Source organism: Faecalibacterium sp. HTF-F (assembly GCF_023347535.1).
GTDB lineage: Bacteria > Bacillota > Clostridia > Oscillospirales > Ruminococcaceae > Faecalibacterium > Faecalibacterium wellingii.
Map to the genome: position 1 here is coordinate 1,651,757 of NZ_CP094473.1, position 14,378 is coordinate 1,666,134.

General features: G+C 60.7%; 7 protein-coding genes. 5 read left to right on the plus strand and 2 right to left on the minus strand.

Annotation, left to right across the window (positions count from 1 at the left end):
* Positions 1–111: 111 nt before the first annotated feature.
* Entirely contained in the window at positions 112–1,695 is a 1,584-nt protein-coding gene (locus MTP37_RS07950) for an oligosaccharide flippase family protein (protein ID WP_249236789.1), read from the minus strand.
* 193 nt (positions 1,696–1,888) lie between these two features.
* Between MTP37_RS07950 and MTP37_RS07955 the strand changes: the two genes are divergently transcribed.
* The 5 genes from MTP37_RS07955 (at position 1,889) to MTP37_RS07975 (ending at position 12,423) form a co-directional block, all read left to right on the plus strand.
* Positions 1,889–2,719, plus strand: coding sequence for an Mrp/NBP35 family ATP-binding protein (locus MTP37_RS07955; RefSeq protein ID WP_249236790.1), 831 nt, complete (start codon positions 1,889–1,891; stop codon positions 2,717–2,719).
* 378 nt (positions 2,720–3,097) lie between these two features.
* Complete coding sequence (gene gdhA, locus MTP37_RS07960) at positions 3,098–4,450, plus strand: NADP-specific glutamate dehydrogenase (RefSeq protein WP_249236791.1); 1,353 nt, start codon at positions 3,098–3,100, stop codon at positions 4,448–4,450.
* 113 nt (positions 4,451–4,563) lie between these two features.
* Positions 4,564–6,144, plus strand: coding sequence for a hydroxylamine reductase (gene hcp / locus MTP37_RS07965; protein WP_249236792.1), 1,581 nt, complete (start codon positions 4,564–4,566; stop codon positions 6,142–6,144).
* A 251-nt stretch (positions 6,145–6,395) separates the two neighbouring features.
* Complete coding sequence (gene gltB / locus MTP37_RS07970) at positions 6,396–10,931, plus strand: glutamate synthase large subunit (protein WP_249236793.1); 4,536 nt, start codon at positions 6,396–6,398, stop codon at positions 10,929–10,931.
* A gap of 13 nt (positions 10,932–10,944) precedes the next feature.
* Positions 10,945–12,423, plus strand: coding sequence for a glutamate synthase subunit beta (locus tag MTP37_RS07975; RefSeq protein WP_249236794.1), 1,479 nt, complete (start codon positions 10,945–10,947; stop codon positions 12,421–12,423).
* Positions 12,424–12,575: 152 nt separating this feature from the next.
* Here MTP37_RS07975 and MTP37_RS07980 read toward each other — a convergent pair whose 3' ends face one another.
* Complete coding sequence (locus MTP37_RS07980; RefSeq protein ID WP_249236795.1) at positions 12,576–14,276, minus strand: PASTA domain-containing protein; 1,701 nt, start codon at positions 14,274–14,276, stop codon at positions 12,576–12,578.
* Between the last annotated feature and the right edge of the window lie 102 nt (positions 14,277–14,378).

Consider the following 14,378-nt stretch of genomic DNA (forward strand, 5'->3'; position numbering starts at 1 on the left):
AGCGCAGGGAATGTCCAGAAAATTTGCAGGAAAGGCGTCCCCTTGCGGGAAGCTGCCGCCTCAGGCGGCTGATGAGGGCGCAGGACAGCAGTATTTTACCCTAAATCCCCCTCATCCGGCGCGGGTGCGCCCCGCAGCAGGCTGCCTGCTTTTTGTCCGGAGGGCTTTCACTTCCTCCCCCAGCCCCAGCGGCCATGCCGCCAGCAGGAATACTGCCGCCGTCATGCAGCCGCCCGCCCCCAGAGCCGCCAGCTGCATGGGCAGTTCCGACCTCAGGCCGTCCGCAAGCAGCTCTTTCAAAAAAGCACCCGCCCCTGCAGCCAGCAGCGCCGCCAGAGCAGGCGCACCCAGCCAGCGGCGGAAAGCGTGCCGCGTGCCGCTGGAAAACAACAGCCGCCCGGTGTTGGCAATGCAGGTGTACAGGCTGGAAAGCAGGATCACTGCCAGAAATCCTTTCATGCCAAAGCGCGGCAACAGCACCACCACCCCGCCAATGCGCAGGACGGAGTCCCACACGCTGTAGCGGAACGCGGCCTTCTGCTCCCCCACCCCTTTCATGGCTCCGTCCACCATGCTTTCCAGATACATCAGCGGCATGGCGGGGGCCAGCGTTTCCAGATAAAACCCGGCTTCGGCGCTGCGGTATAAAAGCTGTGCCAGCGGGCGTCCCCACACCCAGAACAGCGTCCCCGCCAATGCAGAAAAATAACCGGTGAGCCGCAGCATCCGGTCCAAAAGCGCATTGAGACGTTTGGTTTGGCCCAGAATATGGGCCTGCGTGATCTCCGGCATCAGCAGCACCGAAAGGCTCCCCAGCAGCCCAAAGGGAAAGGTGAGCAGCGGCAGAGCCATGCCCTTGAGCACCCCGTACTGCTTCAGTGCTGCGCTGCGCCCGCCTGCGTTCGCCAGATATACCGCAAGGCAGGCGGGCACCAGCATGTTCTCTGCGGTGTGCAGGGTGCTTGCCAGCACCCGCCCACCCTCCACCGGCCACAGGATCTCCCACAGACGGCGGGCCGGGTCTGCCGGGCGGACGGCTCTCTGCCCCACAAAAGCGCTGCGGGCATCCCGCCGGTAAAAAGTCAGCATACACAGCGCTGACACCGCTTCGCTGACGGCTGTTGCCCCCAGCACCAGCATACAGCGCACGCCCACGGCAGCCCCTTCGGTACGGGTGAGTGCCAGAGCTACCAGCGCAATGCGCACCGTCTGTTCAGTAAGCTGGCTGAACACATTGGGGGCCACATGCCGCCGGGCGATGAAAAAGCCCCGCAGGACCGCAGACACTGCCATCCATGGCATTCCCAGCGCTGAAACGCGCAAAGCTCCGGCAGCGCGGACATCGCCCAGCCACCACCGGGCTGCAAGATCTGCTGTTGCCAGCTGCAGCAAAGCGGCAAACAGCCCCAGCAGGAGCCCCGCCGCCAGCAGACGCCGCAGCATTCCCCGGGCCGCACCGCGGGCAGAGTCCGGGCCGCTGAGTTCTTCGGCCATGAGCCGGGTAGCTGCCACCGAGACGCCCGCCGTTGCCAGCGTGATGAACAGCGAATACACCGCCAGCACCAGTTGATACAGGCCCATCCCCTCGCCGCCCAGCTCGTTTGCCAGCCAGATGCGCAGCCCCATACCGGCCAGCCGCAGCACCACGTCTGAGCCGGTAAGCAGCGCCGCGTTTTTTAAATAGCTCTGCCGCATGGCACACCCCCTCCTGACGGTCACAGTCTCTCTTTTCAGCCTATGCATCTGCGCTCTGAAAAAGACGAGCGGCGCGGCGGGTTGTTTCCCGCGCACTTTTATGGTATAGTAAAGGGGCGGCCTTTGCAGCCGTATTCTGATCAAGGAGGAAGCACACGGCAAACGCCCCGCGCCCGCCGTGCGCAAAAAGAGAATGAGCGAAGAATGCACCCATGACTGCTCCAGCTGCGGAGCAGCATGTTCTTCCCGCGATGCAGCGCCCAAGCATGACGCACCCAACCCCAACAGCAGCGTCAAAAAGGTCATCGGCGTTGTGTCCGGCAAAGGCGGCGTTGGCAAAAGCATGACCAGCGCCCTGCTGGCCTGTGCCATGGCACGCCGCGGCTACCACTGCGGCATTCTGGATGCCGACATCACCGGCCCTTCCATCCCGAAGCTGTTCGGCATCCATGGCCGCGCCATGGCCGACGACAAGGGCTGCTGGCCCATCCAGAGCCGCATGGGCATCGATGTCATGAGCATCAACCTGCTGGTGGAAAATGAGGAAGACCCCGTTGTGTGGCGCGGCCCGGTCATTGCCGGCGCCGTCAAGCAGTTCTGGACCGATGTGGTCTGGAAGGACGTGGACTTCCTGTTCGTGGACATGCCTCCGGGAACCGGTGATGTGCCCCTGACCGTGTTCCAGAGCCTGCCGGTGGACGGCATCGTGGTGGTGGCAAGCCCGCAGGAGCTGGTGAGCATGATCGTGGCCAAGGCCGTGAACATGGCTGAAATGATGAAGGTGCCCATGCTGGGCATCGTGGAGAACATGAGCTACATCGTCTGCCCCGACTGCGGCAAGCACATCAATGTGTTCGGCAACAGCCATGTGGACGAGGTGGCCGCAAAGCATCACCTGCCCGTGCTGGCAAAGTGCCCCATCGATCCCCAGTTGGCTCAGTTGTCCGATGCCGGCATGATCGAAACCTACGGCGGCGAGTATCTGGAAGGTGCCGCCGATGCCTGCGAAAAGCTGCTGAAATGATCTGACCCTCTGGCTGCTGCACAAACTGCTGTGCGGCAGCCTTTTTGCTGTCGGAAGCGGCATCTGTGCAAAAGGCATTCTTTTCCGCTTTAAAAAACAAGGCATCGTGCGGTTTTTTTCTTTTATTTTTCGTTTTGTGAAGCGGTTTCAACTTTTCATCTGTTTTTTTGAAACATTTTCTGCTTTTTCGCTATTGTCAAACCCACAGGAAAGCTTTATAATAATAAAGCGGTCTGCAGCCATAAGCAGGCCGGTGTGTAAGAACGGAAATCCGGGATCGTCCCAAAGCGTTTTAGCAGTGCGTCCGCTGTGCGGCGGGCCGGGCAGTCTCGTCTTTTTCAAATTTTATAGAGTAATTGGGAAAAGGAGTATTCTACTATGCTGACAAATGAATACCTGAAGCGCGTTTACGAAGGTCTGGAAAAGCGCAATGCCAACGAGCCTGAGTTCCTGCAGGCTGTGCGCGAGGTTCTGGAGAGCATCCAGCCCGTTGTTGAGAAGCACCCTGAGTACGAGAAGGCCGCTCTGATCGAGCGTCTGGTCGAGCCGGAGCGCATCATCACCTTCCGTGTGCCCTGGGTTGACGATCAGGGCAAGGTTCAGGTGAACCGCGGCTACCGTGTGCAGTTCAACAGCGCCATCGGCCCCTACAAGGGCGGCCTGCGCTTCCATCCCTCTGTCAATCAGGGCATCCTGAAGTTCCTCGGCTTTGAGCAGACCTTCAAGAACAGCCTGACCACCCTGCCCATGGGCGGCGGCAAGGGCGGCTCTGACTTCGACCCCCACGGCAAGAGCGACATGGAAGTGATGCGCTTCTGCCAGAGCTTCATGACCGAGCTGTACCGCCACATCGGCCAGTTCGTGGACTGCCCCGCCGGTGATATCGGTGTTGGCGGCCGTGAGGTCGGCTATATGTTCGGCCAGTACAAGCGCCTGACCAACAGCTTCCAGGGCGGCATGCTCACCGGCAAGGGCCTGACCTTCGGCGGCTCTCTGGCCCGCACCGAGGCTACCGGCTACGGCCTGTGCTACTTCACTGCTGAGGCTCTGAAGTGCATGCGCAACGACAGCTTCCAGGGCAAGACCGTGGTCATCTCCGGTTCCGGCAACGTGGCGATCTACGCCTGCGAGAAGGCTACCCAGCTGGGTGCCAAGGTCGTGACCATGTCCGACTCCAACGGCTATGTCTACGATCCCAACGGCATTGATCTGGCCTACGTCAAGGATCTGAAGGAAGTCCGCCGCGGCCGTATCAAGGAGTACGCCGAGACCCACGAGGGTGTAACCTATGTTGCAGATTGCAGCAAGGTCTGGACTGTCCCCTGCGACATTGCCCTGCCCTGCGCAACCCAGAACGAGATCAACAAGGAGTCCGCTGAGGCTCTGGTGAAGGGCGGCTGCACCGTAGTGTGCGAGGGCGCCAACATGCCCAGCACCCCGGAGGCCATCGAGGTCTACCTGTCCAACGGCATCCTGTACGGACCTGCAAAGGCTTCCAACGCAGGCGGCGTGGCTACCTCCGGTCTGGAGATGAGCCAGAACTCCGAGCGTCTGAGCTGGAGCTTTGAGGAAGTGGATGCCAAGCTGAAGGGCATCATGGAGGGCATCTTCCATGCTTCCTACGATGCATCTGTGGCTGCCGGTTCCGAGGGCAACCTGATGGTCGGTGCAAACTGCGCCGGCTTCCTGAAGGTTGCCACCGCCATGATGGCACAGGGCATCACCTACTAAGTCATACCGCGTCGTCTAAGAGCCGCGCCCGCAGGGGTGCGGCTCTTTTTTGGTATAACCCCGCCCCGCTCTGCCCACACTGGCAGTATCTTATGGCAGAAAGGGAGTTTTGTATGGACGAGCAGATGTTTTGTTTTCAGTGTGAGCAGGCGGCGGGCTGCACCGCCTGCACCGGCGCAGCGGGGGTGTGCGGCAAGTCGGCCGAGACAGCCGCCGCACAGGACCGGCTCACCGGGGCGCTCATCGCGTTTGCCGGGCAGCTCATCGCGGCGGGGCGCGGCCCGGCCCCGGAACAGGCCCGGCTGCTGATGCAGGGGCTGTTCACCACCATTACCAACGTGAACTTTGACCCCGCCGCCGTGGACGCGCTGACCCGCCGGGTGCACGACGCCAGCCCCGGCACCGGCCCGGACTACGACATGCAGGCCCTCTGGCGGGAACCGGACGCCGACCGGCGCAGCCTGAAATGCTTTGTGCTGTTCAGCCTGCGGGGCATGGCCGCCTACAACTACCACGCCCGGGTGCTGGGCCGCATCGACCCGGAGCTGGACCGGTTCTTCTGTACCGCCCTGCAGGCCGTGGGCGACCCCGGCCAGACCACCGACGCCCTGTGGCAGCTGGTGCAGGCCACAGGAGAAGCCAGCTACCGCTGCATGGAGCTGCTGGACGCGGCCAACACCGGCGCGTTTGGCGACCCGGTGCCCGCAGAGGTGCCGCTGACCATTGAAAAAGGGCCGTTCATCGTGATTTCCGGCCACGACCTCTACGACGCACAGCAGCTGCTGGAACAGACCGCAGGCCGGGGCGTCAACGTCTACACCCACTCGGAGATGCTGCCCGCCCACGGCTACCCGGAGCTGAAGCGCCGCTACCCCCACCTCAAGGGCAACTTTGGCACCGCATGGCAGAACCAGCAGCGGGAGTTCGAGGACATCCCCGCGCCCATCCTGTTCACCACCAACTGCATCATGCCCCTGCGCGCCAGCTACGCCGACCGGGTGTTCACCACCTCGGTGGTGGCTTACCCCGGCGTGCCCCACATCGACGAAGGGCGCGACTTTTCCCCGGTGATCGAAAAGGCGCTGGAGCTGGGCGGCTACGCGCAGGACACCCTGCTGCCCGGCCTGAACGGCGGCTCCACGGTGACCACCGGTTTTGCCCGCACCGCCGTGCTGCAGCACGCGGACGAGATCGTGCAGGCGGTGCGGGACGGCAAGATCCGGCACTTCTTTCTGGTGGGCGGCTGCGACGGCACCCGGCCCAGCCGCCGCTACTACACCGAGTTTGCCCGCCTTACCCCGCCCGACACCATCCTGCTGACCCTGGCCTGCGGCAAGTTCCGCCTGAACGACCTGCCCCTTGGCACCGTGCCGGGCACCGGCCTGCCCCGCATCCTGGACGTGGGCCAGTGCAACGACGCCTACAGCGCCATCCGCATCGCATTGGCACTGGCCGACGCCTTTGGCTGCGGCGTCAACGACCTGCCCCTCTCGCTGGTGCTGTGCTGGTTTGAGCAAAAGGCCGTGTGCATCCTTATTGCACTGCTGGCGCTGGGCATCCGGGGCATCCGGCTGGGGCCCACCCTGCCCGCTTTCCTCTCGCCGGGCGTGGTGGCCGCCTTGCAGCAGAAGTACGACTTAAAAGCCGTAACAACGCCGGAAAAGGACCTGCAAGCCATTCTGGGCCGGCACTGAGCGCGCATTGTTTCCGCTACGCGCACAATTGACCTCCGATGGCAACGTTTCGCACAAGAAGCAGTGGAAAGCTGTTGTTATATTTGGTGCAGCTGTCACTTGAAGATTCTTCACGAGCCGCTATAATAATAAGTACCGGAACAAAGGCGTTCCGCAAGGGTAAAGTCTGCCCTTGCGGGGCGCTTTTCTTTTTTGTCAGAATGCGGAGGGTGCCGCATCCGGTGAGGATTTTATAAAGGATGGGAAAGTCTATGGAAAACTTTACAGAGCAGAAAAACACCCTTGGTCTGTATGACCCACAGTTTGAGCACGATGCCTGCGGCATTGGCGCTGTGGTAGACATCAAGGGCCGCAAGAGCCATCAGACGGTGGACGATGCGCTGTCCATTGTGGAGCGGCTGGAGCATCGTGCCGGCAAGGATGCTGAAGGCAAGACCGGTGACGGCGTGGGCATCATGCTGCAGATCAGCCACAAGTTCTTCTCCAAAGTGGCCGAAGAGCTGAACATCAGCCTTGGCAACGAGCGTGAATATGGCGTGGGCATGTTCTTCTTCCCGCAGAGCGAGCATCTGCGTGCGCAGGCCATGAAGCTGTTCGAGGTGGTCACCCGCAAAGAGGGCCTTGAGTTTCTGGCATGGCGCAAGGTTCCCGTGAACCCGGATGCTGTTGGCCAGAAGGCCCGCGACTGCATGCCCGCCATCTGGCAGTGCTTCATCAAAAAGCCCGCCAAGGTAAGCAAGGGCATTGATTTTGACCGCAAGCTGTATATCGTGCGCCGCGTGTTCGAGCAGGCCAGCAACGGCACCTATGTGCCCAGCCTGTCCAGCCGCACCATCGTTTACAAGGGCATGTTCCTCGTGCATGATCTGCGCCTGTTCTATACCGACCTGCAGGACCCCGATTACGAGTCTGCCATTGGCATGGTGCACAGCCGCTTCTCCACCAACACCAACCCCAGCTGGATGCGCGCCCACCCCAACCGTTTTATCCTGCACAACGGTGAGATCAACACCATTAAGGGCAACACGGATGCCATGCTGGCCCGTGAAGAGAGCATTTCCAGCTCCATCATGCAGGACGACATGAACAAGATCCTGCCCATCATCACCACTTCCGGTTCTGACTCCGCCATGCTGGACAACGCGCTGGAATTTATGGTGATGAACGGCATGGATCTGCCGCTGGCCGTGATGATCACCATCCCGGAGCCCTGGGAGAACAACAAGAACATCAGCCAGAAAAAGCGCGATTTCTACCAGTATTACGCCACCATGCTGGAGCCTTGGGACGGCCCTGCCGCCATTCTCTTCTCGGATGGTGACGTGATGGGCGCTGTGCTGGACCGCAACGGCCTGCGTCCCAGCCGCTATTACATCACCAAGGACGGACGCATGATCCTGTCCTCCGAGGTGGGTGTGCTGGAATGCGAGCCGGATAACATTCTGGTCAAGGATCGTCTGCGCCCCGGCAAAATGCTGCTGGTGGATACCGTCAAGGGTGAAGTGGTAGATGACGAAAAGCTCAAGGAGTTCTACGCCAGCCGTGAGCCCTACGGTGAGTGGATCGATCGCAATCTGGTGCAGCTCAGCAAGCTGAAGATCCCCAATGTGAAGGTGGAAAGCTACACCGGCAGCCAGCTCACCCGCCTGCAAAAGGTGTTCGGCTACAAGTATGAGGATGTGAACACCATGATCCTCTCCATGGCCCGGGCAGGCGCAGAGCCTTCCGGCGCTATGGGCACCGACACCCCGCTGGCTGTGCTGAGCAACCAGCATCCACCGCTGTTCAACTATTTCAAGCAGCGCTTTGCGCAGGTGACGAACCCGCCCATCGATGCCATCCGTGAAAAGGTGGTCACTTCCACCAGTGTATACATCGGTGCCCACGGCAACCTGCTGGAGGATAAGCCCGAAAACTGCAAGGTCCTCAAGGTGCACAACCCCATTCTGACCAACACCGACCTGCTGAAGATCAAGTACATGAATGTGCCCGGCTTCAAGGTCGCCACGGTCTCCATCAATTACTACAAGAACACCAGTCTGGAAAAGGCCATTGACCGCGTCTTCCTTGAGGTGGATCGTGCTTACAAGGAGGGTGCCAACATCATCATCCTGTCCGACCGCGATGTGGATGAATACCATGTGACCATTCCCAGTCTGCTGGCAGTGTCGGCGGTTTCGCAGTACCTGATCCGCACCAAGAAGAGCACTGCGCTGGCCCTCATTCTGGAAAGTGCAGAGCCCCGCGAGGTGCATCACTTTGCTACCCTGCTGGGCTATGGTGCCTGCGCCATCAACCCCTATCTGGCACATGAGACCATTGGTCAGCTCATCGACGAGGGCCTGCTGGATAAGGATTACTACGCAGCCGTGGAGGACTACGACAACGCCATTCTGAACGGCATCGTAAAGATCGCCTCCAAGATGGGCATTTCCACCATCCAGAGCTACCAGAGCAGCCAGATCTTTGAGGCAGTGGGCATCTCCAAGGATGTCATCGATAAGTACTTCACCGGTACCGTGAGCCGTGTGGGCGGCATTACCGTTGAGGACATTCAGGCCGATGTGGAGGCCCTGCACAATGCAGCCTTTGACCCGCTGGGTCTGGACATCAACATGGAGCTGGCCGACAGCGGTGCCCACAAATTCCGCAGCGGCAAGGAAGAACATCTGTTCAACCCCCAGACCATCCATCTGTTCCAGAAGGCCTGCTGGACCAACGATTACTCTGCTTTCAAGCAGTTCACCAGCACGGTGGACAGCATGGGCACTGACGGCGTGCATCTGCGCAGCCTGCTGGACTTCAACTATGCTCCTGACGGCGGCATTCCGCTGGAAGAGGTGGAGCCGGTATCCAGCATCGTCAAGCGGTTCAAGGGCGCAGCCATGAGCTACGGTGCACTGAGCAGCGAAGCCCATGAGACCATTGCCATCGCCTTGAACCGTCTGGGCGGCCGCAGCAATACCGGTGAGGGCGGCGAGCCTGAGGAGCGCTACCACAGCGAGAGCAATTCCAAGATCAAACAGGTGGCTTCTGCCCGTTTTGGCGTCACCAGCAAGTATCTGGTGAGCGCCGAAGAGATCCAGATCAAGCTGGCACAGGGCGCAAAGCCCGGTGAGGGCGGCAACCTGCCCGGTGCCAAGGTGTATCCGTGGATCGCAAAGACCCGCCACAGCACCACCGGTGTGGGCCTGATCTCTCCCCCGCCGCACCACGATATCTACTCCATTGAGGATCTGGCTGAGCTGATCTACGACCTGAAGAACGCCAACCGCAGCGCCAACATCAATGTCAAGCTGGTGAGCGAGGCAGGCGTCGGCACCATTGCTGCCGGTGTTGCCAAGGGCGGCGCACAGGTCATTCTGGTGTCCGGCTACGACGGCGGCACCGGTGCAGCACCCCGCACCTCCATCAAGCACGCAGGCCTGCCGTGGGAGCTGGGCATTGCGGAGACCCACCAGACCCTGATCCTGAACGGTCTGCGCACCCGCGTGCGCATTGAGAGCGACTCCAAGCTGCTCTCCGGCCGTGATGTTGCTATCAGCTGCATGCTGGGCGCTGAAGAGTTCGGCTTTGGTACTACCCTGCTGATGGCCGAAGGCTGTGTGATGATGCGTGTGTGCAATCTGGACACCTGCCCCATGGGCATCTGCACCCAGAACCCGGAGCTGCGCAAAAACTTCCACGGCAAGCCGGAATACATCATCAACTACCTCACCTTCGTGGCCGAAGAGCTGCGCGAGTACATGGCAAAGCTGGGCGTGCGCACCATCGATGAACTGGTGGGCCGCACCGACCTGCTGCGCGTGAAGGAGACTGCATCCGGCAGCCGTGCTTCCAAGATGAACCTCGACTGCATCCTGCACAATCCTGCCATTGAGAACAGCAACGTCCACTTTGTCAAGGAGGACACCTACGACTTCCATCTGGAAAACACCCTCGATATGAAGGTGCTGATGAAGAAGTTCAAGCTGAACAGCAAGGCTGCACAGAGCGTGGAGCTGAATGTCTCCAACACCGACCGTGCTTTTGGTACCATCTTTGGCAGTGAGATCACCCGCAAATACGGCAACACTCTGCCGGATGACGTATACACCGCCCACTGCGTGGGTGCCGGCGGTCAGAGCTTTGGTGCCTTCATCCCCAACGGCCTGACGCTGGATCTTGTGGGCGACTGCAACGACTACATGGGCAAGGGCCTGTCTGGCGGCAAGATCGTCGTGCGTCCGCCCAAGGGCATCACCTTCAAGCCCGAGGAGAACATTATCACCGGCAACGTGGCCCTGTACGGTGCTACCAGCGGCAAGGCCTATATCTCCGGCGTGGCCGGTGAGCGCTTTGCCGTGCGCAACAGTGGTGCTACCGCCGTTGTGGAGGGCGTGGGTGACCATGGCTGCGAATACATGACCGGCGGCACCGTGGTGGTGCTGGGTCAGACCGGCAAAAACTTTGCAGCCGGTATGACCGGCGGCATTGCCTATGTGCTGGACGAGAACTGGGATTTCTACCAGCGCGTGAACAAGGAGACCGTCAGCCTGGAGCCCGTCGAGCACAAGTACGATGTTGCTACCCTGAAAGAGCTCATCCGTGCGCATGTGGAAGCCACCGGCTCCCCCCGCGGCAAGGAGATCCTGGACAATTTCAGCGAATTTTTGCCCAAGTTCAAGAAAGTTCTGCCTTACGATTACGACCGCATGCTGCGCGTGATCGCATCCGTTGAGGAGCGCGGTCTGGACGGTGAGCAGGCGCAGATCGAAGCATTCTATACGGTGCAGAAGAAGAAGTAAGGAGGGCAGCGTCATGGGTAAGACAACAGGATTTATGGATTATACGCGCAAAACCAGCACGGATGTACCGCCGCTGGAGCGCATTGAAAACTTCAACGAATTTCACGTCTGGCTCTCCCGCGAGGAGCAGCAGACGCAGGCGGCACGCTGCATGGACTGCGGTGTTCCCTTCTGTCAGGCCGGCATGATGATCGGCGGCATGGCCTCCGGCTGTCCGCTGAACAATCTCATCCCGGAGTGGAACGACCTTGTTTATCATGGCAAATGGGAGCTGGCCATGCATCGGCTGATGGCTACCAACCGTTTTCCGGAGTTCACCAGCCGGGTGTGCCCTGCCCTGTGTGAAGCAGCCTGCACCTGCGGCGATGTGACCGGCAGCAGCGTGACCGTGCGCGAGAACGAGCACGCCATTATTGAGACGGCTTACGCCAAGGGCTGGCTGCACGCCGCACCGCCGCCCTCCCGCACCGGCAAGAGCGTAGCCGTGGTGGGCAGCGGCCCCTCCGGCCTTTCGGTAGCCGAATACCTGAACAAGCGCGGCCACGCGGTGACTGTGTTCGAGCGTGCCGACCGTGTGGGCGGCCTGCTGATGTACGGCATTCCCAACATGAAGCTGGACAAATCCGTCATCGAGCGCCGGGTCAAGATCATGCAGGCCGAGGGCGTGGAGTTCCGCACCAACATGGACGTGGGCGGTGCGGTCGCCGCCGAAGAACTGCTGAACAGTTTTGACGCCGTGGTTCTGTGCTGCGGTGCCAAGAAGGCCCGCGACCTGAACGTACCGGGCCGCGACGCCAACGGCGTGCACTTTGCGGTGGACTACCTGACCAGCGTGACCAAAAGCCTGCTGGACAGCCAGTTTGCAGATGGCAAAGCCATCGATGCCAAGGGCAGGAATGTTCTGGTCATCGGCGGCGGCGACACCGGCAACGACTGTCAGGGTACGGCCCTGCGTCAGGGCTGCACCGATCTGGTGGCTCTGGAAATGATGCCTCAGCCGCCCAAGGAGCGTGCAGCTTCCAACCCGTGGCCGGAATGGCCTCGTGTGCTGAAGGTGGACTACGGCCAGACCGAGTGCCTTGCCAGGTTCGGCAAGGATCCCCGTGTTTACCAGACCACCGTGAAGGAATTCCTGAAGGACGATGCCGGCAATCTGACCGGTGCCGTGATCAGTTACCTGAAGCCGGAGCGGGATCCCGAGACCGGCCGCACCAACATGGTGCCCACCGGCGAAGAATTTACCTACAACTGCCAGCTGGCGTTCATCGCCGCAGGCTTTACCGGCTGCGAAAACTACGTAGCCGATGCATTCGGCGTTGAGCTGACCGCACGCGGCAACGTAGCAGACCACACCTTCAAAACCAATGTAGAAAAGGTGTTCGTCTGCGGCGATATGCGCCGCGGCCAGAGCCTTGTGGTCTGGGGCCTGCGCGAAGGCCGTGACTGCGCCGCCGAGGTTGACCGCTTTTTGATGGGCTACACCAACCTGTAAGCTCTCCGTAAGGCGGCAGCTGCATTTTTAACCAAGCCATTCTCTTTCCTATCCTAAACAAGCAGAAGCGGGAGCCCGTAAAGGCTCCCGCTTCTGCTTTTGTTATTCTGTTATCGTCAGCGCCTGAGAGGGCGAGCCCGTTTTCCTTTTGTTTAATCCGTATCTCCCGCCGGGTCGGCAGCACCTGCCGCAGGCGTTTCCGGCTCCGTGGTGGGCTCTGTCGCTGCAGGTTCCTCCGGCGTGACAGTGATCTGCACGCTGGGGTCTGCCGCGATATATACCGTAATGACCGTGCCCACCTCTACACGAGTGCCGGGCTCCTCGCTGGTGCGCACGACACAGCCCGATGCATAGGAGCCGTCGTTCACCACCATAAAGCAGCTGGCCACAAGGCCCCGGGCTTCCAGCTCCTTCACTGCGCCATCCTGCGTAAAGCCGATGATGTTGGGTATTTCCACCATCTGCGGGCCTTTGCTCACCACAAGACGGATAGTCTCCCCTGCCTTGAGCACGGTGTCTGCATCCGGCTGCTGCTGGATGATCTGGCCCGCCGGGGCGGTGTCGCTGTATTCCTCGGTGACGTAGAACAGATACATGCTGGTGTACTCCCGGTTGTTCTGCACCTGCGTGTAGTCCATGCCGATAAAGTTCGGCACAAGGTTCTGCGGCACCATCACTTCGCTGCTGGCAGGCTCCGGCTCCACTGCCGAGGAGGCCGATTCATTTTTACGGCCCAGAATACCCCACAGCGTGAGCAGGATCAGAATGGAAAGCAGGATCAGGATACCCGCCAGCAGTGCTTTCAGGCTGAGCAGATGCTCCTTGCGTTCCGGTTCCGGCGGGGCCGTGCGCACAGGAGTCTCCGGTTTCATGGTGCGGGTGAGCTCTGCCGTGTATTCCTTGGAGGAAAGGGCCTGATACAGCTGCGGCACGGTCTGGATGCGCTCCATGGGCCGCAGACGCAGGCCAAGCTGCAGCACCTGCGAAACATACAGCGGCAGGCTGCCGTTAACGGACTTTGCCCGCGGGTTGGAGTCTGCGACCACACGCTGTGCTGCAGGCACCGGAGCCTGCCCGCACACCATGCGGTAAAACACCGCTGCAAGGCTGTATTCATCGGTATAGCGGCCCTCGAACTCTGCGGTGGAATACTGCTCCGGGGCGGAATAGCCTTCGTACAGCTGCTCGTGCAGGCCGCTCCCCGCTGTGCGCAGACCCACTGTGGCGTAGCCCGCCAGACGGCAGCGGCCGTTTTCCATCACCCGGATGTTCTCCGGGCAGATGCCCCGGTGCACCAGACCGATCTTGTGCATTGCAGCCACGCCCTCAAACACCGGCTGCAGCATCGCACAGGCGTCGTCCGGACGGATGGGGCCGGGGTGGTTTTCCAGCCACTGATCCAGCGGGGTCCCGCCCGGATTTTCCAGCACAGCATAGACGGTGTTGTTCGTTTCCACCACATCCAGCACCGCTTCCAGACCGTTTGCCGGTGTGATGCGCTGGATGGAGTGGTACAGATCTGCAAAATCCATACGGGTGGTCTTGAACAGCACCTCGCTGCCGGTCTTGGGGCGGAGCACACTGCCGATGGTACGTTCTGCCGTGAGGGTAATGGGCAGGTACTCTTTGATGGTCACCCGGAAGCGGCCCAGATTTTCTGCGCCGCGGTACAGGATACCCTCACCATCGATGCTGAGCATTTCCCCTACGGTGTAGCGCCCGGCCAGCACCGTTCCCACCGGCAGTGTGCCGCCGGGGTTGCGTCCGGCAAAGCTTTTGCCGCAGTGCGGGCAGCTTTGTGCTCCATCGGGCAGCGGCTGCAGGCAGTAGGGGCACAGGCGTGTTGCTTCCATAGTCTCTTTTCCCTCTTAAATCAATGATCTTTCGCTGCGTCTCTGTTCGGCCCAAAATATGGCTCAGGATCCGTTTTTGCAGGCAGAGTGCGCCGAATGAAC